Source organism: Comamonas sp. FG99 (assembly GCF_057808605.1).
The window spans coordinates 1-20,778 of sequence record NZ_JBMDII010000047.1; the positions used below are offsets into that span (position 1 = coordinate 1).

Annotated in this window: 23 protein-coding genes and 1 tRNA gene; 22 read left to right on the forward strand and 2 right to left on the reverse strand. The window is 62.9% G+C overall.

Features of this window, described 5'->3' with window-relative positions; all coding sequences use genetic code 11:
- Positions 1 to 540, forward strand: a 540-nt coding sequence (locus ACODRX_RS22680; protein WP_488873811.1) for an IPTL-CTERM sorting domain-containing protein, incomplete at its 5' end; no start/stop codon positions are given.
- Positions 541 to 729: 189 nt separating this feature from the next.
- Here the strand turns inward: ACODRX_RS22680 and ACODRX_RS22685 are convergent.
- A complete protein-coding gene (locus ACODRX_RS22685) occupies positions 730 to 1,983 on the reverse strand; it encodes a cation:proton antiporter (protein WP_488873812.1) in 1,254 nt (417 codons plus the stop codon).
- A gap of 124 nt (positions 1,984 to 2,107) precedes the next feature.
- Here ACODRX_RS22685 and ACODRX_RS22690 point away from each other — a divergent pair, with 124 nt between their 5' ends.
- From ACODRX_RS22690 to ACODRX_RS22780, 19 genes are all read left to right on the forward strand, one after another.
- Complete coding sequence (locus ACODRX_RS22690) at positions 2,108 to 2,779, forward strand: NUDIX hydrolase (protein WP_488873813.1); 672 nt, start codon at positions 2,108 to 2,110, stop codon at positions 2,777 to 2,779.
- 135 nt (positions 2,780 to 2,914) lie between these two features.
- Positions 2,915 to 4,019, forward strand: a protein-coding gene (gene prfB / locus ACODRX_RS22695) for a peptide chain release factor 2 (RefSeq protein ID WP_488873814.1) whose coding sequence is annotated in 2 segments (ribosomal slippage) — positions 2,915 to 2,995 and positions 2,997 to 4,019 — 1,104 coding nt in all. Because the reading frame shifts where the segments join, the coding sequence is not laid out codon by codon here.
- A gap of 75 nt (positions 4,020 to 4,094) precedes the next feature.
- On the forward strand, positions 4,095 to 6,797 hold the full coding sequence (gene pepN, locus ACODRX_RS22700; RefSeq protein ID WP_488873843.1) for an aminopeptidase N: 2,703 nt from the start codon (positions 4,095 to 4,097) through the stop codon (positions 6,795 to 6,797).
- 29 nt (positions 6,798 to 6,826) lie between these two features.
- A complete protein-coding gene (locus tag ACODRX_RS22705) occupies positions 6,827 to 7,828 on the forward strand; it encodes a class 1 fructose-bisphosphatase (RefSeq protein ID WP_488873815.1) in 1,002 nt (333 codons plus the stop codon).
- Positions 7,829 to 7,846: 18 nt separating this feature from the next.
- Positions 7,847 to 7,922, forward strand: a tRNA-Thr gene (locus tag ACODRX_RS22710).
- Between the two features lie 168 nt (positions 7,923 to 8,090).
- Positions 8,091 to 9,326 carry a tyrosine-type recombinase/integrase gene (locus ACODRX_RS22715; RefSeq protein ID WP_488873816.1) on the forward strand — a complete coding sequence of 412 codons (1,236 nt, stop codon included), beginning with the start codon at positions 8,091 to 8,093 and terminating at the stop codon, positions 9,324 to 9,326.
- Between the two features lie 88 nt (positions 9,327 to 9,414).
- Positions 9,415 to 10,158, forward strand: coding sequence for a hypothetical protein (locus tag ACODRX_RS22720; protein WP_488873817.1), 744 nt, complete (start codon positions 9,415 to 9,417; stop codon positions 10,156 to 10,158).
- A gap of 200 nt (positions 10,159 to 10,358) precedes the next feature.
- Complete coding sequence (locus tag ACODRX_RS22725; protein WP_488873818.1) at positions 10,359 to 10,559, forward strand: helix-turn-helix transcriptional regulator; 201 nt, start codon at positions 10,359 to 10,361, stop codon at positions 10,557 to 10,559.
- On the forward strand, positions 10,559 to 10,735 hold the full coding sequence (locus ACODRX_RS22730; protein WP_488873819.1) for a hypothetical protein: 177 nt from the start codon (positions 10,559 to 10,561) through the stop codon (positions 10,733 to 10,735). The genes ACODRX_RS22725 and ACODRX_RS22730 overlap by 1 nt, the downstream gene beginning before the upstream one ends.
- Positions 10,736 to 11,016: 281 nt before the next feature.
- Entirely contained in the window at positions 11,017 to 11,235 is a 219-nt protein-coding gene (locus tag ACODRX_RS22735; protein WP_488873820.1) for a hypothetical protein, read from the forward strand.
- Positions 11,236 to 11,238: 3 nt separating this feature from the next.
- The gene (locus ACODRX_RS22740) at positions 11,239 to 11,565 is read left to right on the forward strand and encodes a hypothetical protein (protein ID WP_488873821.1); all 327 of its coding nucleotides are present in this window, start codon (positions 11,239 to 11,241) and stop codon (positions 11,563 to 11,565) included.
- Entirely contained in the window at positions 11,562 to 11,801 is a 240-nt protein-coding gene (locus ACODRX_RS22745; protein ID WP_488873822.1) for a hypothetical protein, read from the forward strand. The genes ACODRX_RS22740 and ACODRX_RS22745 overlap by 4 nt, the downstream gene beginning before the upstream one ends.
- Entirely contained in the window at positions 11,798 to 12,334 is a 537-nt protein-coding gene (locus ACODRX_RS22750) for a DUF3102 domain-containing protein (RefSeq protein WP_488873823.1), read from the forward strand. The genes ACODRX_RS22745 and ACODRX_RS22750 overlap by 4 nt, the downstream gene beginning before the upstream one ends.
- Positions 12,331 to 13,167 (forward strand): toprim domain-containing protein, encoded by an 837-nt coding sequence (locus ACODRX_RS22755; protein WP_488873824.1) that lies wholly within the window; start codon positions 12,331 to 12,333, stop codon positions 13,165 to 13,167. Before ACODRX_RS22750 ends, ACODRX_RS22755 begins: the two co-directional genes overlap by 4 nt.
- The gene (locus tag ACODRX_RS22760; protein ID WP_488873825.1) at positions 13,164 to 14,411 is read left to right on the forward strand and encodes an AAA family ATPase; all 1,248 of its coding nucleotides are present in this window, start codon (positions 13,164 to 13,166) and stop codon (positions 14,409 to 14,411) included. The genes ACODRX_RS22755 and ACODRX_RS22760 overlap by 4 nt, the downstream gene beginning before the upstream one ends.
- Complete coding sequence (locus ACODRX_RS22765; protein ID WP_488873826.1) at positions 14,408 to 14,743, forward strand: hypothetical protein; 336 nt, start codon at positions 14,408 to 14,410, stop codon at positions 14,741 to 14,743. The genes ACODRX_RS22760 and ACODRX_RS22765 overlap by 4 nt, the downstream gene beginning before the upstream one ends.
- Before the next feature lie 103 nt (positions 14,744 to 14,846).
- On the forward strand, positions 14,847 to 15,578 hold the full coding sequence (locus tag ACODRX_RS22770) for a hypothetical protein (RefSeq protein ID WP_488873827.1): 732 nt from the start codon (positions 14,847 to 14,849) through the stop codon (positions 15,576 to 15,578).
- A 20-nt stretch (positions 15,579 to 15,598) separates the two neighbouring features.
- Positions 15,599 to 15,883: a hypothetical protein gene (locus tag ACODRX_RS22775; protein ID WP_488873828.1), complete on the forward strand. Its 285-nt coding sequence runs from the start codon at positions 15,599 to 15,601 to the stop codon at positions 15,881 to 15,883.
- Entirely contained in the window at positions 15,880 to 16,215 is a 336-nt protein-coding gene (locus ACODRX_RS22780) for a hypothetical protein (protein WP_488873829.1), read from the forward strand. Before ACODRX_RS22775 ends, ACODRX_RS22780 begins: the two co-directional genes overlap by 4 nt.
- Positions 16,216 to 17,451: 1,236 nt before the next feature.
- Here ACODRX_RS22780 and ACODRX_RS22785 read toward each other — a convergent pair.
- Positions 17,452 to 18,408, reverse strand: a complete 957-nt coding sequence (locus ACODRX_RS22785; RefSeq protein WP_488873830.1) for a LysR family transcriptional regulator — start codon at positions 18,406 to 18,408, stop codon at positions 17,452 to 17,454.
- A 166-nt stretch (positions 18,409 to 18,574) separates the two neighbouring features.
- Between ACODRX_RS22785 and ACODRX_RS22790 the strand changes: the two genes are divergently transcribed.
- Positions 18,575 to 19,549, forward strand: a complete 975-nt coding sequence (locus ACODRX_RS22790) for a Bug family tripartite tricarboxylate transporter substrate binding protein (RefSeq protein WP_488873831.1) — start codon at positions 18,575 to 18,577, stop codon at positions 19,547 to 19,549.
- A gap of 32 nt (positions 19,550 to 19,581) precedes the next feature.
- Complete coding sequence (locus ACODRX_RS22795; RefSeq protein WP_488873832.1) at positions 19,582 to 20,775, forward strand: CaiB/BaiF CoA transferase family protein; 1,194 nt, start codon at positions 19,582 to 19,584, stop codon at positions 20,773 to 20,775.
- The last annotated feature ends 3 nt before the right edge of the window (positions 20,776 to 20,778 follow it).

Consider the following 20,778-nt stretch of genomic DNA (forward strand, 5'->3'; position numbering starts at 1 on the left):
GGCGGCGCCCCCGGCGGCGGCGGTGGCGGCAGCGGCTGGGGCGGCGGCGGTGGCGGCGGCACCGGCAGCAGCTACGATGGCGGCGGCGGTGGCGGCGGCAGCACCACCGACGGCAGCTGCGCAAGCGCCCCCAATGCCGGCACCGCCGGCACTGCGGGCGGCGACGGCTCGGTCACCCTCAGCTACACCATTCCCACCTACACCATCACCACCAGCGTCGGCCCTGCCGGCAGTGGCAGCTGGGGTAGCTGCCCCGGCACGCTCGCCCACGGCGGCACCGCCACCTGCACGGCCACCGCCAGCCCTGGCTACGCGCTGGTCCAGACCAGCGGCTGCGACAGCGTGAATGGCGGCACCTGTACCCTGAGCAACGTGCAGGGCAATCGCAGCATCGCCGCGCAATTCCAGCCGGTTGCCGCGCAATCCGTGCCCACGCTGGGCGCAGGCGGGCAGGCCCTGCTGTCGCTGCTGGCCGGCGGCCTCGGCTGGCGCCGCGCCCAGAGGCTGAAAAAGCAAAAGAGCGAACCATGCGCCCGCTGACCCCGCTGCTGCTGGCCGCACGCGGCCGGCAATGCGGCCACCAACCTTGGCTATGACTCAGGCACCCGGGGTGCGGGCCAGGCATTCTCAGTGCGCAACCCCCATGTGGTGATGAACTGGTGCGTGGCGCTGCAAGGGGTTTTCCCCGGGCGCGATTGAATCCCCGAGACACGCCCCGGGAAGGCGGCTTCAAGTCTCAGGCAACGCACAGCGGCGCACCAGGCGGCCCAGCGTGGTGGCCTGCACCAGCAGGCTGAAGACCACGACGAGGTAGGTCACGCCGATCAGCATGTCGCGGCCCGCGAACTCAGGCAGCGACAGCGCCAGCGCAATCGAGATGCCGCCGCGCAGGCCGCCCCAGGTCATGATCTTGACCGCATGCGGGCTGACCTGGCGAAACCGCCGCAGCGCCGCCATGGGCAGGGCCACGCTCACGCCCCGCGCCGCCAGCACCACCGCGATGGCGGCCAGGCCCACCCAGAGGATGGACAAATCGAACGACAGCGCGATCACCTCCAGGCCGATCAGCCCGAACAGGATCAGGTTGAGCAACTCGTCGAGCAGCCCCCAGAAGCTGAACAAGTGCTCGCGGGTTTTTTCCGACATGTGGTTGGTCGCGCCATGGTTGCCGACCACCAGGCCCATGACCACCACCGCCAGCGGGGCCGAGACATGCAGGCTCTCGGCCAGGCTGTAGCCGCCCGTGGCCAGCGCCAGCGTGATGAGGATTTCCACCGGATAGCTGTCGATGTCGGAGAGCAGCCAGCAGGCCGCATAGCCCGCCGCGAGGCCGAACACCAGGGCACCGGCGACTTCGCGCAGCAGCAGGGTGCCGACGTGGGGCAGCGAGAAATCGGACACGCCGGTGGCCAGCCCCACCAGGGTGAGGAAGGTCACCATGGCCGTGCCGTCGTTGAGCAGCGCCTCGCTGGCGATCTTGGATTCCAGCGCCTGCGGCGCGCCGGCGCTCTTGAGCACCGCCAGCACCGCGATGGGGTCGGTCGGCGAGATCAGCGCGCCGAACACCAGGCACCACGGCAGCGAGACCGGATGGCCCAGCGCCGCGGTGACGTAGTACATGCCCACGCCGACCACGGCGGTGGAGATCAGCACCCCGAAGGTGGACAGCGAGATGATGGCCACCTTGTGCTCGCGCAGGCGCGAGAAGTCCACATGCAGCGCACTGGCGAACAGCAGGAAGCCAAGCAGGCCGTGGAACACGACTTCGCTGAAGTTGATCTGCGTGACCAGCTTCTTGGCGTAGTCGGCCATCCCGGGATGGGTCAGCCCCATCAGCGACACGATGATGCAGGCCACCAGCCCGGTCAGGGTGATGCCGAGGGTATCGGGCAGGTTGAGCCGCCTGAGGTACTTGAGGTTGATGACACCGAAAATGGCCACGATGGCGAACAGAACGCCGGCTCCCTGGAAGACACTGGGCATGTTTTGTACTTTTGAATGGGCAGAATCCACGGACTGGCTATGTTACGGGATTCATGGCTGGCGGCCGGCCCGGCCGGCGCTCCATGCCCGCGCATAGAATGCAGCAGCCCCATCCCAGCGCCCCATGCACCGCAGCCCCCGCCTCCGATCCCAACTGCAGGCCGCCTTGAGCGGCTTTGCCGCGCAGAGCCTGGCCAGCGCCGCGCCCGGGCCGGCAGCGGCCCGCGCCGCGGTCGCGCTGGCCGTGGTGGACGAAGGCCCCGGCGCCGGGCTGGACGGCATGGCCGCCCCCGCCGGCTGGAGCGGCGACGCCGCGCTGCTGCTCACCCGCCGCGCGCTGCAGCTGCGCCAGCATGCCGGCCAATGGGCGCTGCCCGGCGGGCGCATGGATGCGGGCGAATCGCCCGAAGCGGCCGCGCTACGCGAGCTGCACGAAGAAGTGGGCCTGCCGCTGGCGCCCGGGCAGGTGCTGGGCCGGCTGGACGACTATGCCACCCGCTCGGGCTTCGTGATCACGCCGGTGGTGGTCTGGGCTGGCGCGGCGCGCGCGCTCGTCCCCAATCCGGGCGAAGTGGCCAGCATCCACCGCATCCCGTTGCGCGAATTCCTGCGCGCGGACGCGCCAATGCTGGAGCGCACCGAGCACTCGCCCCATCCGGTGCTGCGCATGCCGGTGGGATCGAGCTGGATCGCGGCGCCCACCGCCGCCTTCCTGTACCAGTTCCGCGAGGTGTGCCTGCTGGGCCGCGCCACGCGGGTGGCGCATTTCGACCAGCCGCGGTTTGCATGGAAATAACAAAAACGATAGCTGCCATCGCACGATGGTCATGATCCAAACCCTGTTTTCAGCTAAAAACCTGCCCGGCGCCCCCGCTGCCCGCGCCATGCGAAAATAGCCGGCTTGATTGCAATAGGACAGGACGCTAGCACCATGGACGCAGAACACATCAACCAGATCGGCAACACCCTCGAAGACCTGAGCGCGCGCACCCAGGACTTACGGAGGTATCTTTGACTTCGATGCCAAGTACGAACGCCTGCGCACGGTAAACGCATCGCTGGAAGACCCCAACGTCTGGAACGAGCCCAAGAAAGCCCAGGAACTGGGCAAGGAAAAAAAGCTGCTCGACGGCGTGGTGCTGACGCTGGACAAGCTCACCCGCGAGCTGGCCGACAACGCCGAGCTCTATGAGATGAGCAAGGAAGAAGGCGACGAGGCAGGCCTCATGACCATCGAGGCCGAGGCCGACAAGCTGCGCCCCATGATCGAGGAGCTGGAGTTCCGCCGCATGTTCAGCCAGGAGGCCGATCCGCTGAACTGCTTCATCGACATCCAGGCCGGCGCCGGCGGCACCGAGGCCTGCGACTGGGCCAGCATGCTGCTGCGCCAGTACCTGAAGTACGCCGAGCGCAAGGGCTTCAAGGCCACGGTCGAGGAAGAAACGCCCGGCGACGTGGCCGGCATCAAGAGCGCCACCATCAAGGTCGAGGGCGAATACGCCTATGGCCTGCTGCGCACCGAGACCGGCGTGCACCGCCTGGTGCGCAAGAGCCCGTTCGACTCGTCGGGCGGGCGCCACACCAGCTTCTCCTCGCTCTTCGTCTACCCCGAGATCGACGACTCGATCGAGATCGAGATCAACCCGGCCGACGTGCGCACCGATACCTACCGCGCCAGCGGCGCGGGCGGCCAGCACATCAACAAGACCGACTCGGCGGTGCGCCTCACGCACATCCCGACCGGCATCGTGGTGCAGTGCCAGGACGGCCGCAGCCAGCACAGCAACCGCGACGTGGCCTGGCAACGCCTGCGCTCGCGCCTGTACGATTTCGAGATGCGCAAGCGCATGGAAGAGCAGCAAAAGCTCGAGGACACCAAGACCGACGTGGGCTGGGGCCACCAGATCCGCTCCTACGTGCTGGACAACAGCCGCATCAAGGACCTGCGCACCAACGTGGAGGTCTCGGCCACGCAGAAAGTGCTGGACGGCGACCTGGACGTGTTCATCGAGGCCTCGCTCAAGCAGGGCGTGTAAGCTGCCGCTTGTCGCCCCAGCGCCCGGCCGCGTGCCGGGCGGCTGCCAACCAACCGATTTTGGAGAAACGCCATGATGCGTGAAGGACAAGCCCAGGCCGTATACCGCGCCGACTACCAGGCTCCCGCATGGTGGATAGACACCGTCGACCTGACCTTCGACCTCGACCCGGCCAAGACCCGCGTGCTCAACAAGATGCGCGTGCGCCGCAACCCCGACGTGCCTGCGCAGCCGCTGCGCCTGAACGGCGACGAGCTCAACCTGGCGCGCGTGCTGGTCAACGGCGCCGGCACCTCGTTCAAGATGGAGGGCAGCGACCTGGTGCTGGAGAACCTGCCCACGCTGGAGGAATCCGGCGCCGATCCGGTGGAGCTGGAGATCTTCACCACCTGCGCGCCCGACAAGAACACCAAGCTGATGGGCCTGTACACCAGCAACGGCTCGTTCTTCACCCAGTGCGAGGCCGAGGGCTTTCGCCGCATCACCTACTTCCTCGACCGCCCGGACGTGATGTCCATGTACACGGTGACGCTGCGCGCCAGCAAGGAGCAGTTTCCGGTGCTGCTGAGCAACGGCAACCTGGTGGAGCAAGGCGATTTGCAAGGCCCCGGCAACGAGGGCCGCCACTTCGCCAAGTGGGTCGATCCGCACAAAAAACCCTGCTACCTGTTCGCGCTGGTCGCGGGCAAGCTGGTCGCGCGCGAGCAGAAGATCAAGAGCCGCGCCGGCAACGAACACCTGCTGCAAGTCTACGTGCGCCCCGGCGACCTGGAGAAGACCGAGCACGCGATGAATTCGCTGATGGCCTCCATCGCCTGGGACGAAGCCCGCTTCGGCCTGAGCCTGGACCTCGACCGCTTCATGATCGTCGCCACCAGCGACTTCAACATGGGTGCGATGGAGAACAAGGGCCTGAACATCTTCAACACCAAGTACGTGCTGGCCAGCCAGGCCACCGCCACCGATGCCGACTATGCCAACATCGAGAGCGTGGTGGGCCACGAGTACTTCCACAACTGGACCGGCGACCGCGTCACCTGCCGCGACTGGTTCCAGCTCAGCCTGAAGGAAGGCCTCACCGTCTTCCGCGACCAGGAATTCTCGATGGACATGGCGGGCGGCGCATCGGCGCGCGCCGTCAAGCGCATCGACGACGTGCGCGTGCTGCGCACCGTGCAGTTCCCCGAAGACGCCGGCCCCATGGCCCACCCGGTGCGGCCCGACAGCTACGTCGAGATCAACAACTTCTACACCGTCACCATCTACGAAAAAGGCGCCGAGGTGGTGCGCATGCAGCACAACCTGGTGGGCCGCGAAGGCTTTGCCAATGGCATGAAGCTGTACTTCGAGCGCCACGACGGCCAGGCGGTGACCTGCGACGACTTCGCCCAGGCGATCGCCGATGCCAACCCCGGCTCGCCGCTGGCCCAGCACCTGGCGCAGTTCAAGCGCTGGTACAGCCAGTCGGGCACGCCGCGCGTGGCCGCCCGCGGCCACTACGACGCCCAGGCGCAGACCTATGCGCTCACGCTGTCGCAGTCCTGCCCGCCCACGCCCGGCCAGCCGGCCAAGGAACCCTTCGTGATCCCCGTCACCATGGGCCTGGTCGGCGCCGATGGCAGCGCACTGCCACTGCACGCCGATGGTGCCAGCGGAGCCACCAGCCACACCATCGTGCTGACCGAGCCCGAGCAGACCGTGGTGTTCAGCCAGGTTGCGCAAGCGCCCACGCCATCGCTGCTGCGCGGCTTTAGCGCGCCCGTCGTCCTCGAATGCGACTACAGCGACGACGAACTGCGCCACCTGCTGGCGCACGACGCCGACCCGTTCAACCGCTGGGAAGCCGGCCAGCGCCTGGGCCTGCGCATCGCGCTCCAGGCCATCGCCGACGGCGCGGCGCACGCGCGGCTGCTGCCGGACTCGTTCATCCAGGCCATGCGCGGCGTGCTGCGCGACCCGCAGCTCGACGCCGCCTTCAAGGATCTGGTGCTGACGCTGCCGTCCGAGAGCTACATCACCGACCAGCTCGAATCCGTCGATCCGCAGCGCATCCATGCGGTGCGTGAAGCCATGCGCCGCCAGCTCGCCACCGACCTGAGCGAAGACTGGGCCTGGGCCTACGAGCAGCACCACAACAGCGGCGCCTACACGCCCGACGCCACCAGCAGCGGCCGCCGCGCGCTGGCCGGCCATGCGCTGGCCATGCTGTGCCTGGCCGCCCAGGCCTCGGGCGACACGGTCTGGCCCGGCAAGACGCTGCAGCGCTTCAAGGATGCGGGCAACATGACCGACCGCTACAACGCGCTCGCCGCCCTGGTGGCCAGCGGCAGCCCGCTGGCGGCTCAGGCGCTGGCGCGCTTTCACGCCCTGTTCCAGCACGACGACCTGGTGCTGGACAAATGGTTCGCGCTGCAGGCCGGCGCGCCCGACGTGGACGGCAGCGCCCTGCCCGCGGTGCGCCAGCTCATGAAGCTGCCCGACTTCAACCTCAAGAACCCCAACCGCGCCCGCAGCGTGATCTTCAGCTACTGCAGCGGCAACCCCGGCGGCTTTCACCGCGCCGACGGCGAGGGCTACGCCTTCTGGGCCGACAAGGTGATGGAGATCGACGGCTTCAACCCGCAGGTCGCGGCCCGCCTGGCGCGCGCGCTCGACCGCTGGAAAAAGCTCGCCGAGCCCTACCGCACAGCGGCCGGCAACGCCATCGCCAAGGTGGCGGCCAAGCCCAAGCTGAGCAACGACGTGCGCGAGATCGTCACGCAGGCGCTCAACCACTGATTTTCGAACCTCCGACCCAGAAGACAGCCATGAAACAACGAATCTCCCTCTCGCGCTACCTGGTGGAGCAGCAGCGCGTGGACGGCCTGATCCCCGCCCAGCTGCGCCTGCTGCTCGAAGTGGTGGCCCGCGCCTGCAAGAGCATCAGCCAGTCGGTCAACAAGGGCGCGCTGGGCGGCGTGCTCGGCACTGCCGGCAGCGAAAACGTGCAGGGCGAAGTGCAGAAGAAACTCGACATCATCGCCAACGAGGTGCTGATCGAGGCCAACGAATGGGGCGGCCACCTGGCGGCCATGGCCAGCGAAGAGATGGACAGCATCTACCTCGTGCCCAACCGCTACCCGCAGGGCGAATACCTGCTGCTGTTCGATCCGCTCGACGGCTCGTCCAACATCGACGTGAACGTCTCCATCGGCACCATCTTCAGCGTGCTGAAAAAGCCCGAGGGCCACCCCGGCGTGACCGAGGAGGACTTCCTGCAGGCCGGCAGCAAGCAGGTCGCCGCAGGCTACTGCGTCTATGGCCCGCAGACCACGCTGGTGCTCACCGTGGGCGACGGCGTCGCCATGTTCACGCTGGACCGCGAGATGGGCAGCTTCGTGCTGACGCAGGAAAACGTGCGCATCCCCGAGGACACCAAGGAATTCGCGATCAACATGAGCAACATGCGCCACTGGGACACCCCGGTGAAACGCTATGTGGATGAATGCCTGGCAGGCAGCGAAGGCCCGCGCGGCAAGGACTTCAACATGCGCTGGATCGCCTCGATGGTGGCCGACGTGCACCGCATCCTCACCCGCGGCGGCATCTTCATGTACCCCTGGGACAAGCGCGAGCCGAACAAGCCCGGCAAGCTGCGCCTGATGTACGAGGCCAACCCCATGGCCTGGCTGGTCGAGCAGGCTGGCGGCGCGGCCACCAACGGCCGCCAGCGCATCCTGGACGTGCAGCCCACCAAGCTGCACGAACGCGTCAGCGTCGTCCTGGGTTCAAAAAATGAAGTCGAGCGCGTAACCAGCTACCATTCCTGATATAATCGATAGTCTTACGCCGGTGTAGCTCAGTCGGTAGAGCAGCTCATTCGTAATGAGAAGGTCGCGTGTTCGATTCATGTCTCCGGCACCACAAACATAAACCCACATGCCCACACATGTGGGTTTTTTGTTTGCAAATCAACAACTTAGCTATAGAAGCAAGCCCACCCAAGCCAACAAACGCACCCGTACAGGCCTTGATTTCTTGTACCCCTATCTGTATCCTCAAAAAATCTTCTAACAAACAGGGATACAAGCCATGAAGCGATCAGAGATCAAGCGCCGCCCGCTGGCTGATACCGTGGTGGAAGCTCTTGAGCCGGAGAGCGTGGACTATCGGGAACTTCACGCTGACGGCGTTTACCTTCGCGTCAAGGTGAACGGCGGCAAGGACTGGCAACTCCGGTACAAAAAACCGGATGGCAAATGGGCTTGGCTTGGCCTTGGCGGCTACGGCAAAGGGTCACACCATCTCTCAGGCCAGCAGGCCCGCCAGAAAGCCGCAGAGCTGATGCAGAAGGCCCGGAGCGATGGGACATCCCTATCCATTGCCAAGAAGGCCGCAGAGGGCATTGTTGACGCGTCTGACACTCTGGCTGGTCTGATGGCCGCGTGGATCGACACCAAGCGCGGCAAGTGGACTGCCGACAACTTCCGCAGAGCACAGGGCATGCTCGACCGCCACGTCATCCCCGCGATGGGTCAACGGGCCTACCGCGACATTCAACCAGACGAATGGTTTGCACACTTCAAGGGCATGGAGAAGCTGGGCATTCTGGAAACCCTGAGCAAGATTCGCTCTTACTGCCGAGACGCATACACCTTCGCCCAGATTCAAGGCTGGATCAAATACAACCCCATTGAGGGCCAGCACAAGTTTCTCGCCACTGGCGACGCCGAGAACTATCCGCACGTCACACCAGCGGAAACCCCGCGACTGATCCAAGACGTTCGCAGTCACGGCGCACGCCCCGTATCTATTGGCTTGCAATTGCTGATGCTGCTGGCTGTACGCCCCGGCGAATTGAGACAGGCTCGATGGGATGAGTTCGATCTCAAGGCCGGGTTGTGGACGATTGCCGCCGACCGGAAGAAAGAACGCCGCGAGTTCATGCTCCCCCTACCCCGCCAAGCCGTCCGGCTGCTCACTGAACTGCGCGAGTACAGCGGCAATTTCCCTTGGCTGTTTCCGGGCCGGGACGACCCGATCAACACGCCCGCCAGCAACATGACGTTCAACCAAGCATTGAACCGCATGGGCTACAAGGACAGGCAGACGCCCCACGGCATGCGCCACCTGTTCAGCACCGCAGCGAATGAAGCTGGGAAGGACTATCGAATCGTTGACAGCGCCCTCGCCCACAAAGTCAAAGGAACCGAAGGCGTCTACAACAAAGCGCAGTATCTAGCTCAGCGCCGCGAGTTGTTGCAGTGGTGGGCCGATCAGGTTGATGTGCTGGCTGTCAGTGGCATTGCCAACGTTCAGTTAGCATGAGTTTCTGCCAGCCCTAGGCTGATCCCCGAAAACCCGTTTCCCTGACGGGCTGGGCTGGCAATCTTTTTCAGGGCGCATGAGGGATGCGATGGAATTACAGCAATTGCCGGACTTATCGGATTGGCGGTACGTCGAAGTGTGGACACTGGAAGAAGCAGCCATGCTTTGGGCCGCAATTGATCCGATAGAGCACACCGGAACGCCTCTTGAAAATCTTAGGGAACTGATTCACCCAACGCAGTACAAAAAAGCCATGTTGTTCCTACGGGCTGCAAAAGAAGCGGTGTGCGCTGGCACTCTGCCATTCACAGATGCTTGGGAAGAGCACACGGATGAAAACGGAAACTGCTGGACGAACAAAATTGAGTTCCCCAGTATTCCAGAGCCTCTCTACATTTCATCGGAAATGACCCGCGTCAAGCAAGCGGCATTTTTGAAATGGGCGCAAAGCAAAAATATTCCATCCTATCGCCAGAGTCTTACTCAAGCGGCAAAAGCGAAGCCACCGACGATTGTTGTGGCTGAGGCTGTCCAGCCTGAGCCAGAAATCCCGCTCCTTCCGAAACCCTCATTTCTCGACACAGACCACCCTTGCCACCCGGTTGAACTTCGCGCCGGAGTGGAAGTATGGGAGGCTGTGGTGACGACCGGGGCACATGAAGGCGCGAAGTCTGTCAAAGATTCCATCATGTCGGCCCTTGAAGCGCACCCGGAGCACAGCAAATTGAGCAACGAAGCAAAGAGCCGAATTGCTGTCTCTGCAAACTGGAATAAAAAAGGCGGGGCGACCAAAACCCCCTCAAAAGCGAACCCACCCACCCCCGACGAATAGCCTACCCACCCCTTCGAAACCCGCATGGATATTGGGTTCGACCAATTTTCCGTCTTGGTAGATTGAAGAACGAAGGGAATAGCCTACCCACCCCCTACGCTTCTGAGGTGGGCAGGTTTTGTGAAGCTCCCCGGCTATTCAATGCTGCGTGCATGAGAAAAATACGGAACCATGTTCAACAAGCGTAAGGACGCTTACACATGGCCCTGTACCGTAAAAACACCGCCGCCAAGGTTCTCGACCTGAGCAAGAGCGGTTTGGAAAAACTGGTTGCTGGCGATCCCAGCTTCCCGCGCCCGATCAAGATGGGCGAAACCCGCCAAGCTGCGGTGTTCTTCGATCAGTCTGAAATCCACGCTTGGATCGAGTCCAAGAAGGCCCAGCGCCTGGAGGTGGCTTGATGACCACCGAAGAAAAGACCTTCGCCACCCTCGCCGCCAAATACGCGTTGGCGGGCTATGCCGCGCACAAGCTCGCTGACGGTGGTTTCATGGTGACCCGCTGGGGCATGGCCCGCTTCTGCCCTGACGTAGCGGCATTGGCCAGCTTTCTGACCGCTGTGGGAGGTGCGCAATGATCTATTGCGATTTTTCCGAGTCGGTCTACAATAGCGTCGTCACGTCAGTAAAGCGTGATCGGATGTGGAAGTCCGTTGAACTCGCTGCGACGAAAGCCGCAGTTCCCGCATTGGAATGCGGCTTTTTTGTTCGTGCCCCTTTATGGTGGCTCGGATGGGAGGGTTTGCACCCTGCCGGTTCGCGCAAGCGGGTTCCCGGTCTTCCACACCCGTCCGAGCTACCGCCCCCATGTGGAAGTGGAGCGGTAGCTGATGCAAACCGAACCAGCTTGGAGCCAATCATGGCCATCACCGCACACGCGCACACTTCTGCGCCCACGCCCACAACGGGCAACCCCGACCCCATCCAATTGCACATGCGTGCCGTCAACATGCTGAACCGCTGCAAGGTTCTGATCATGTCCGACGAGCCGATGTACGCATTCGCGCTCCAAGACCTCGAAGCCGCTCAACAGGCTATTGCTGCCCTGCGCAGTCTCGATCTGAGCACGGAGGGCTAACCCATGAGCACACAACACAACGCCGCCAACGGTGCGGTGAAGGCGGAGCCTTGCCAACAGAAAGCACGCACGGAGGCTATCGACCGCATGTTTGCGCTCCAGAGCATTGCACAGGGTTTGGCGACGGGGCTGCATGCGTATCAGGAATTGGTGCGCATCGAGCAACACCACCAAACGCTTACTACCTATGGCGACGTGAAACCGCCTGAGTGCTTGAAGCCTCGTTGCGAGTTCGTAGAGTATTACCGCCTTGAGGATTTGGCGGATGCCTTTGCCCACCTCGTGCAGCAACAGGGTGACGCTCTGCATGTGATCGGAGGTGCAGCATGACCAAGTTCGCCCACCTCACACACCACCAGCAAGCAGCCGCAGCACTTGAAGCTGTACGCCGCGCAATCGCTGGCTCCCGGATGCGCGAAGGCGATGCAGAAGCCTTGCAGCACGCCGCATCCATCCTCGAACTGTTCATCGCGCCGGAAGTGGACTACGACAAGCGCGAACGTGAGTTTGTAGGCCCGCGTGATTTGTTCGATCACTGGGCGACTCTGAAAGGCGGTGCAGCATGAACGCGGTGGCGACAACACTGGCGCAAGCCATCAACGACAAGGTGCACGAGGCCGAGCTCAAAGCTCGCGGCGCAATGGAGTGCGCTCTCGAAGCTGGCGCTTTGCTGGTTCAGGCGAAAGAGCAAGTTCCTCATGGACAGTGGGAGAACTGGCTCAGTGAAAACTGCACGGTCGCGCCGCGCACGGCCCGCAGCTACATGAAGCTGGCAACGGCATTTCCTGCGCTGCCGGAAGCAGAACGGCAACGCGTTGCCGATTTGCCCCTGCGTGAGGCGATGAAGGCGATCTCTACCGATCCCGTCGCACCAGTTCGTGCAAAGAGCATCGGCTATATCCCCTGCAAGGAAACACGTAGCAAGGCCGAAGAAACCTTCCAGAAGGCTGCAAAGGTGGCACGGGATGCGGCGAAGTACGTGCGCGTCGGTGCAACGATCAATTCATCCAAGGCTGGGTCGCTCATCAAGTCGCTGGAGGCCGCACTCGATGAAATCAAAAAGCTGCAAGCCGCTGACAACATCGTGGAGGCCGGATGACACCTCGAATTCCTTGGAATGAGTTGCCGGTCGGTGACCATCGGATCATGTGCCCAGCGTGCGGCACGAAGCCCAAGAAGCGCGATATGGGCGTGACCGTGATTGCCCCGGAACACGGCATTGCTCACTGCTTCAAATGCGGTTTCATCGCCAGCAATCGCCATGAGCGTGAACTGTCAGAAACCGAGCGCAAAGCGTACAAGCGCCGCATGGATGCACTGCGCAAGCAACACGACGCCGAGCAGCGCGAGAAGCAGGCTCAGGCCGCAGCAGAGGCCGCACAGCAGTGGCTGAAATCTCAGCCCGTTGCAGAGCATCCCTACCTGAGCGCCAAGGGGGTGAAGGCCCATGGCTTGCGTGCTCTCGGTGGCCTGCTGCTGGTGCCGCTGCGTGATGCCAATGGCGTGCTGCACAGCCTGCAAACGATCACGGCAGAGGGTGATAAGCGCTTCATCAGCGGTGGCCGTGTGAAGGGCTGCTATTTCAGCATCGGCAGGCCATCGGGCCGTGTGCTGATCTGCGAAGGTGTTGCAACCGGCCTGACTCTTTTCGAAGACAGCGGACACGCGACGGCGATCGCATTCAATTCGGGCAATTTACTGCCGGTAGCCAAGGCGCTGAGAGCCAAATTTCCATGCGTGGATTTGGTTATTTGCGCTGATGACGATCACGCGACACCCGGCAATCCCGGCATGCAAGCAGCTACAGAAGCCGCTCGCGCTGTCGGCGGCCTGCTGGCCGTGCCTGATTTCTCCGGCCTGCAACGTGGCCCGAAGGATTCGGATTTCAACGATGTCCGCCGCTTGATTAAAGAGAAGGAGGCATCTCAATGAATGCCATCACAGAAGCCATCGATATGGCTCAGCATGTGCCCATGGATCGCGTGGTGTTGGTCAGTGGGTCAGACCTCACACCGCAGCCGGTCGCATGGCTTTGGAAATACTGGCTCGCGCTCAAGAAGCTGCACATCCTTGCAGGCGCTCCTGGTCAGGGCAAGACAACGATTGCACTGGCAATGGCGGCAACTGTGACCATTGGCGGGCGATGGCCAGATGGTGAGCGCTGCGCTCAAGGCAATGTGTTGATCTGGAGCGGTGAAGACGACCCCGCCGATACGTTGCTTCCTCGATTGCTGGCTGCTGGTGCTGATCGCTCGCGCTGCCACTTCGTCAAGGGTGCGATGCGTGACGGCGTGGTGGTGCCTTTTGACCCAGCGCGAGACCTGCAGCAGTTACGTGAAGCCATCGACGCTATCGGCGGTGTTCGCTTGCTGGTGGTAGATCCGGTCGTGTCTGCTGTGACCGGCGACAGTCACAAGAACACCGAAGTTCGCCGAGCACTGCAACCACTGGTAGATCTGGCCGACTCCTGCGATTGCGCGGTGCTGGGCATCACTCATTTCGCCAAAGGTGGGCAAGGTACAGACCCAGCTCAGCGCGTGGTGGGTAGCGTGGCATTCACTGCTGTCGCTCGCATCGTGTTGGTCGCTGCAAAGGTCAAGAGCGTGGAGGATGGAGAGGATGCTCGAATTCTTGCTCGCAGCAAATCCAACATCGGCCCGGACGACGGAGGGTTTGAATATCACCTGGAGCAACGTGAACCAATCCCTGGCATTCAAGCCTCTTGCATCTCATGGGGAAAGGCTGTCCAAGGTAGTGCGCGTGACCTGCTGACCGACCCCGATGAAGAGATTGAAGAAGTCTCTGCGGGCAAGACGGATTTGCCCATGCTCATGTGGGCTGAGCTCAAGGATGGTTGCCGCCAGAGCAAACAGGTCGAAGCTGCGATTGTCAGCATGGGATACAGCAAAAAGCAGATCCGCACCGTGCGCGAAAAGATGGGAATCAAACCTCGAAAAGGTGGTCTGGGTGACGGTTGGTATTGGTCTCTGCCGGACGGATTTGTGCCCAAAACCGAATGGCTCGCAGCGGTCGGAGAAGGCGAAGATGCCCTCGAAGATGCCCAAGGTGCCCAACTTTCAAAACAGGGCATCTTGGGCACCTTCGGGGCATCTTCGGGCGAAATCACCCAAGTCGATCAAGTCGAAAACGCTGCTGACGTGGAGGTATTCGAATGATTGCCGCCGCCGTTTTGGACACCTTGCTCGATGCCGGATTGGTACTTGAGCTGACTCCAGAACACGCCGTTAAGGTGAGTCCGGCCAGCCTCTTGAATGACGATCTGCGCACGCTGATACGCAATCACAAAGGCGAGCTGGTCGCATTGCTGGAAGCCGCGAACGACGATCAGACCGAGCCTCAGAAACAGGACTGGCACCAGCTTGCCGCGACGTACTACTCGCATCACTTCGGCTGCGCCACATGCATCGCTGCTGGCCGTGGCGGCATGTATGGAGAGCGCTGTCGTGACGGCCTGGCACTGTGGCGTGCATATCAGGAGGCGTGCTGACATGAGCGGCACCTCCCCATGTCTGGCTGTACGGCACGCGCTTCCGGTGCGCGAGACAGCACTCCACACACTCACCAACACATCATTTTGAAAGATTAAACACATGACAAACATCACCACTTTCCGCGTCAATGGCCGCATCAAGGCAATTTGGCCCAACGGCGTAGACACCAACGCTTCCCCACTTGTGAATCGCGCATGGAAGGCCATCGACCCCGAAGCCTTGAGCAGTTCCACGGGACTCATGAGCCGCTTCACCGCCCAACGAGATAAGGTCAACGACGACCGCGAATTGAGCAACGAAGGCAAGCGCAACCGCATCAAACAAGCGGCATCCAATGCCCTGAGCAATCTCAAATCCACCGCCGAGGCCGTGCTCAAGATGGAGGCCGAGTACCGCGAGAACACTGGCTCGATGGTGAAGATTCCCGAGCAGACTCCCGCCGATGCGGTCATTGATCTGGAGATCGCACGCATGTACCGCGAGAACCCACCCATCACGACGGTAGTGTCCATGAGCTGGAGTGACCGAGCCAAGCAAGCTCTGGTGCGACTGCCCAAGGAGTTGACGGGCATGGATGAGAAGACCTTTGAGACTGTCCGCATGAGCTTGGCAGACCCGGCAACAGCAGCAGCCTATGCCGACGATGCCGCAGCGATTGCCACGGCTCGAAATGCGGTTCAAGGTGCCATCGACTCTTTGCAGGCTGATGCGCAGGAACCTATCTCCGAGCTGGTGCGCATGTTCGGCAAGGGCTGGAAGATTCCCGGCTCCACGGAGACGATGACGCAGGTCATGGCCGACCGCCAAGCCGCAGAGCAAGCGGCTGAATAAGTAGCAAAGGAGCACGATAGATGGCCGAAAAAGACGATGCAGGCGAACTGATAGTCGTTGATGGCGTTGAAGTCTTGGAGGCTCCTACCCCCCGTCTGCGCATTCCACTGCGTACCGCTGACGATGTGTCACGGGAACTGGCAAGGCTCTATCGACAGATGAAGTCCGGCCAGATTCCTACACAAGACGGAAGCCGATTGGCCTACGTCCTGAACCTTCTCAGGACGGCCATCGAGACGGGGGAACTGGAGAAACGCATCAACCAGCTTGAGCAACAGGCTCATGACATGAGGGGGAGCCGATGAGTCTCGGGAACCGGATCAAGAAGCTAGAGATGGTGATGGGCGTGGAGGACTTGGACTCACTGCCCAGAGTCATCATCATCAGCGTGATGGGCGCTGGTGGAACTGGTAGCCGTGATGACCGTGACGAGCGCGAGTGCATCGGCATCATGGACTACGGCAACGACGCCAAGAAGATCACCCGCCATCCCGACGAGTCGATAGACAGCCTGGACAACCGCCTGGAGAAGTTACTCCCCAGAGACGGTATGCGGGTGCCCTCGTGGATTCGCGTCTACCGGGATGAGACCCCCGAGCGCATAGAAGCGTTCATGCAGGCTGACGAGATTTCTTAGGCTCAGCTATCAGAAAGCATTGCCCCGCATGGTTCGCCCAGCGGGGCTTTGTCGTTGTGGGGTGGGTCTCCTTAGTTCAGCGGACACCCCGGCTCACTTTTGAGCCAGCATCAACTGCACAGATTCGTGCAGAAGTCAGATTTGAAATCTGACCAAGAAGGCGTGATGGCAAATGCGGGATTCTCCCGGTTTGCGTCAGCACATGGTTGCGCCCGCGAGGGTGGAATAACCTCAATTTGAGGATATTCCAAGTGACCAGTCGCGCACACGCCCGCGAGGTCAACTTCCATCATTGGAGGAAGTTAAAGATCGTGCCAAATCGCGCCCCTGAGGTTTTACATTCCTGCTTTTCCGGGTATGTAGGCTCGCCCAAAGTGTGCCTAGCTCACACTGAGCAAAATTGCGCACCGACGCAAAATTGCGTTACCAATGCTGGCGCGGCTTTCGAGAGGGGTGCATGACCCGGAACACCGGAACGGTGGTGCAGACCTCCAATTCGGGGGCAAGGAAAGTGGCCTACCCTTCCGCGCCTGAAACGCCGAACTGGATGGTGAAGCGGGAGGATGAAAGACACGCTTTCCCGCATTTTCCAGATGCTTAAAAAATGAGCAGTGATGCCGTTGTGTGGCGGCCACAAATCTACTGCCTAATTTTTCAGCAGCAACTTTCCTGTATCCCTATGTGTATCCCCAATTTGTTATAGTCAATGAAACGTATACAAATCAATGACTTATAAATTTGTTTGATTCCTGTCTCCGGAAATCCCGCTATCCAAAAGGTAGCGGGATTTTTGTTTCTCGCCCTATATAGGGGCGGATGTAAGACGCGTTTAGACGATCGGTGGATTCCGTCAGTATCCCAACCCATCTTCGCTACAGCATCGCCGTCAAGCCTGCGGCCAACTTCATACGCACCTCCCTCCAAGCAAGGCCTCCTCACCTGCCAAAGTGGCAACGGGATCCACGCTAAGCGGACGCCGCAGCAAAGCACGTGACCCCGTCCGCCAGAGGCACAACCAAACAATGAGCGAGATGGACATACACGCATCTAGAGCCAGGTCTGTGCCGCCGCCGGAGCATAGGTGCAGCAAGCCAGGGCGGCACAGAACAGCAGACAAAGGTGGCCTTCATGTGTGTCTCCAATCATTGCTTTTGAAGACGCGTGAATGAAGCTCCCATCCACCCGCAAACGACTGTTGTCTCGCGAATCATGCGGGTTCAGACATGCGAATGCGGCTCAATCATTCTTCATCAGCCGCGCGGGCCAGCTGCCGTTGCCGATCAGCTCGGCCGCGATCGCCCTGAGCAGGTTGCATACGCTCGACTGCGCCATGCCGGGGCCTTCGGTGGAGCGGCGGGCAATGTACACCGGGCGCGATATGGCGGGGTGGCTGATCTCGGCCGCCGACAGCTTGCCGCTCTTGATCTCCTGGAACACCGCTGCATAGGACAGCAGGCTGCAGCCCACGCCATCGGCCACCAGGTCGATGATCTGGTGGATGGCATTCACCTCGGCCACCGGCGCCAGCTGCAAGTGGTGCGCGGCGGAGAGCTTGTCCAGCAGGATGCGTAGCCCATGCTCGGGTGCCGGCAGGATAAGCGGATAGTGCGCCAGCGCCGCAAAGCGCACCCTGGGCAGCGCGTTCGCGGCCCGGCCCTTCGCGGCCAGGCGGCCCGGCGGAGCGATCAGCACCAGGGTCTCGTCGGCCAGCGGTTCATAGACCAGGCCGCTGCTGCCATGCTTCTGGAAGGTGATGCCGATGTCGATCTGCCCTTGCAGCAGTTGCTGGGGGATGTAGCCGGTGCTCAGCTCCGCCACCTGCAGCCGCACCTCCGGCCACCTGGCGAGCGTGCCGTTCACCAGGGGCACCGTCAGCAGCTTGGCCATCGATTGGGGCAGCCCCACGTTCAGCGGGCCGCTGGGCGCAGCGTCCATGCGCCGCACGTCGTCCAGCGCCTGGCCGAACTGGGCCAGCAGCGTCCGCGCATGCCGCTCCAGCCGCAGTCCGGCCGCGGTGGGCTTCACGCCCTGCGCGGTGCGCTCGAACAGCCTGAGCCCCAGGCCCTCTTCCAGCCCCTTGATGTGCATGCTCATGGCGGGCTGCGCGATGTACATGGTCTGCGCGGCTTTCGAGATCGAGCCGGCGGCGCAGACGGCCAGAAAGCACTGCAGGTTGCGGAGGTCTATGGGCATGGGGCGTGATCTTGCGCAGCGGTTGCATGGCCGGGAGAACCTGGCAGGCTCACGGCCGTAATGTCATAACTGACATTGATACCTGATATCAAATTTTCGTCTTTGACGGTTATAGCATTTCTGGCCACATTGGAGTCTCGCCAACTACACCGCAGGAGACACCAGGATGACGCTGAACCGCCGATCCGCATTGACGGGCATGGGCCTGGCGCTATGGGGCGCGCAAATGCCGGCCCGGGCCAGCACCGACAGGACGCTGCGCATCGTCGTGCCCTTCGCCCCGGGCGGCCCGGGCGATTTCTCGGCCCGGCTGGCCGCCGTCCACCTGGCCAGGGAGCTGGACCAGAACGTGATCGTGGAGAACAAGCCCGGCGCGGGCGGCAACATCGGCACCCAGCTGGTGGCCGATGCCCCGGCCGACGGCAGCACCGTGCTGCTCAACACCGTGGGCATGCAGGCCATCAACCCGCTGCTGTACCCCAACCTGCGCTTCAGCCCCACGCGCGATTTCCTCACGCTGGGCATAGTCTCCGTGGTGCCCAACGTGCTGGTCGTGCACCCCACGAAACTGGAGGTGGGCACGCTGGCCGACTTGGTCGAGCTGGCCAGGCGCAAGCCCGGCCAGCTGAGCTACGCCACCTTCGGCTCGGGCAGCTCGCCGCACATCTATGCGGCGCTGCTGCTCAAGAACGCGGGCATGGAGGCGGTGGGCGTGCCCTACAAGGGCAGCGCACCGGCCAGCGCCGACGTGATGGCGGGGAACGTGGATTTCCTGTTCGACAGCATGACCACCTCGCTCGGCCCGATCCAGGGCAAGCGCCTCAAGGGCCTGGCCATCACCTCGCAGGGCCGGTCGCCGCAGCTGCCGGCCATCCCCACCATGCAGGAGTGCGGCTACCCGGCGGTCAACCTGCGGTTCTGGCTGTCGCTGCAGATCCATGCCAAGACCCCCGCGCCGGTGGTGGACAGGCTGCGCGCCGCGCTCTACCGCAGCATCACCAGCCCCGAGTACCTGGCCTCGCTCAACGCACGCGGCGCCGAGGGGCTGGCGATCGAGCCGGACAAGGTGCACGAGTTTGTGCTGAAGGACACGGAGCATTGGGTCTCGCTGGGCCGGCAGATCGACATCCGCCCGGTCTGATCCCCCGCAATGGCGCATCTTTGGAGCATGGAATGAAGCCCTTGAAAGGCATGAAGGTCGTGGACCTGAGCAAGGTGCTGGCTGGCCCCTTGTGCGGGCAGTACCTGGGCAACCTGGGTGCCGAGGTCATCAAGGTGGAGCCGATCGGCGCCGGCGACGATACCCGGCACTGGCTGCCGCAGCGCGAGGGGCAGTCCGCGACCTTCCTCGCGGTCAACCACAACAAGCAAAGCCTGGCGGTCGACCTCAAGAGCCCGCAGGGCCGGGCCGTAGTGCACCGCCTGGTGGCCGGGGCCGACATCGTGCTGCAGGGCTTCGGCGCAGGTACGGCCGAGAAGCTGGGCGTCGACCACGTCACGCTCTCGGCGCTGAATCCGCGCCTGATCTACTGCGAGATCTCCGGCTACGGCCGGGATGGCCCGCTGGGCCAGGAGCCCGGCTACGACGTGATGCTGCAGGCTTTCAGCGGCATGGTCGCGGTGATGGGCGAGCCCGGCGGCCCCATGGTGCGCGCCACATTCTCACCGGTGGACCTGGGCACCGGCATGCTGGCCTTCGGCGGCGTGCTGGCAGCGGTGCTGGAGCGCGCGCAGACCGGCCAGGGGGTGCTGGTGGAAGTCTCGCTGCTGGACACGGCCATGGGCTTCATGGGCTACCTGGCGCAGAACTACTGGTGCAGCGGCAAGCTGCCGCAGCGCATGGGCACCGGCCATCCGGCCATGGCGCCGTACCAGGTTTTCCAGGCCAGCGACGGGCCGGTGATGGTCGGCGTGGGCAACGACAGCCAGTGGCAGCGCTTCTGCCCGGTGGCCGGCCTGTCGCGCTGGCAAAACGACGCCCGCTTCTCCACCAATGCCGCGCGCGTAGACCATTTCGCGGAGACCGTGGCCCTGGTGCAGCAGCAGATCGGGCAGCAGCCTGTCAGCCACTGGGTGCAGGCGCTGCAGGCCGCGGGCGTGCCCTGCTCGCCCATCCACACCCTGGCGCAGGCGCTGGCTCATCCGCAGCTGGCGCAGCGCCAGGTGGTGGGCGAAAGCGTCCACCCCACGCTGGGCGCGATGAAGAGCGTGAACCTGCCCATCACCTTCAACCAGGCGCCGCGCGGCCAGGCATCGGCGCCGCCGCTGCTGGGCGAGCACACCCGGCAGGTGCTGCGCAGCGCGCGCTATTCCGACACCGAGATCGACGCCCTGCTGGCAAGCCGCATCGTCGCCACGGCCGAATGAGAT

Bases quoted from the DNA above. Each gene is read 5' to 3' on its own strand.
- ACODRX_RS22685 (WP_488873812.1), bottom strand. From the start codon at position 1,983: ATGCCCAGTGTCTTCCAGGGAGCCGGCGTTCTGTTCGCCATCGTGGCC.
- ACODRX_RS22690 (WP_488873813.1), top strand. From the start codon at position 2,108: ATGCACCGCAGCCCCCGCCTCCGATCCCAACTGCAGGCCGCCTTGAGC.
- pepN (WP_488873843.1), top strand. From the start codon at position 4,095: ATGCGTGAAGGACAAGCCCAGGCCGTATACCGCGCCGACTACCAGGCT.
- ACODRX_RS22705 (WP_488873815.1), top strand. From the start codon at position 6,827: ATGAAACAACGAATCTCCCTCTCGCGCTACCTGGTGGAGCAGCAGCGC.
- ACODRX_RS22715 (WP_488873816.1), top strand. From the start codon at position 8,091: ATGAAGCGATCAGAGATCAAGCGCCGCCCGCTGGCTGATACCGTGGTG.
- ACODRX_RS22720 (WP_488873817.1), top strand. From the start codon at position 9,415: ATGGAATTACAGCAATTGCCGGACTTATCGGATTGGCGGTACGTCGAA.
- ACODRX_RS22725 (WP_488873818.1), top strand. From the start codon at position 10,359: ATGGCCCTGTACCGTAAAAACACCGCCGCCAAGGTTCTCGACCTGAGC.
- ACODRX_RS22730 (WP_488873819.1), top strand. From the start codon at position 10,559: ATGACCACCGAAGAAAAGACCTTCGCCACCCTCGCCGCCAAATACGCG.
- ACODRX_RS22735 (WP_488873820.1), top strand. From the start codon at position 11,017: ATGGCCATCACCGCACACGCGCACACTTCTGCGCCCACGCCCACAACG.
- ACODRX_RS22740 (WP_488873821.1), top strand. From the start codon at position 11,239: ATGAGCACACAACACAACGCCGCCAACGGTGCGGTGAAGGCGGAGCCT.
- ACODRX_RS22745 (WP_488873822.1), top strand. From the start codon at position 11,562: ATGACCAAGTTCGCCCACCTCACACACCACCAGCAAGCAGCCGCAGCA.
- ACODRX_RS22750 (WP_488873823.1), top strand. From the start codon at position 11,798: ATGAACGCGGTGGCGACAACACTGGCGCAAGCCATCAACGACAAGGTG.
- ACODRX_RS22755 (WP_488873824.1), top strand. From the start codon at position 12,331: ATGACACCTCGAATTCCTTGGAATGAGTTGCCGGTCGGTGACCATCGG.
- ACODRX_RS22760 (WP_488873825.1), top strand. From the start codon at position 13,164: ATGAATGCCATCACAGAAGCCATCGATATGGCTCAGCATGTGCCCATG.
- ACODRX_RS22765 (WP_488873826.1), top strand. From the start codon at position 14,408: ATGATTGCCGCCGCCGTTTTGGACACCTTGCTCGATGCCGGATTGGTA.
- ACODRX_RS22770 (WP_488873827.1), top strand. From the start codon at position 14,847: ATGACAAACATCACCACTTTCCGCGTCAATGGCCGCATCAAGGCAATT.
- ACODRX_RS22775 (WP_488873828.1), top strand. From the start codon at position 15,599: ATGGCCGAAAAAGACGATGCAGGCGAACTGATAGTCGTTGATGGCGTT.
- ACODRX_RS22780 (WP_488873829.1), top strand. From the start codon at position 15,880: ATGAGTCTCGGGAACCGGATCAAGAAGCTAGAGATGGTGATGGGCGTG.
- ACODRX_RS22785 (WP_488873830.1), bottom strand. From the start codon at position 18,408: ATGCCCATAGACCTCCGCAACCTGCAGTGCTTTCTGGCCGTCTGCGCC.
- ACODRX_RS22790 (WP_488873831.1), top strand. From the start codon at position 18,575: ATGACGCTGAACCGCCGATCCGCATTGACGGGCATGGGCCTGGCGCTA.
- ACODRX_RS22795 (WP_488873832.1), top strand. From the start codon at position 19,582: ATGAAGCCCTTGAAAGGCATGAAGGTCGTGGACCTGAGCAAGGTGCTG.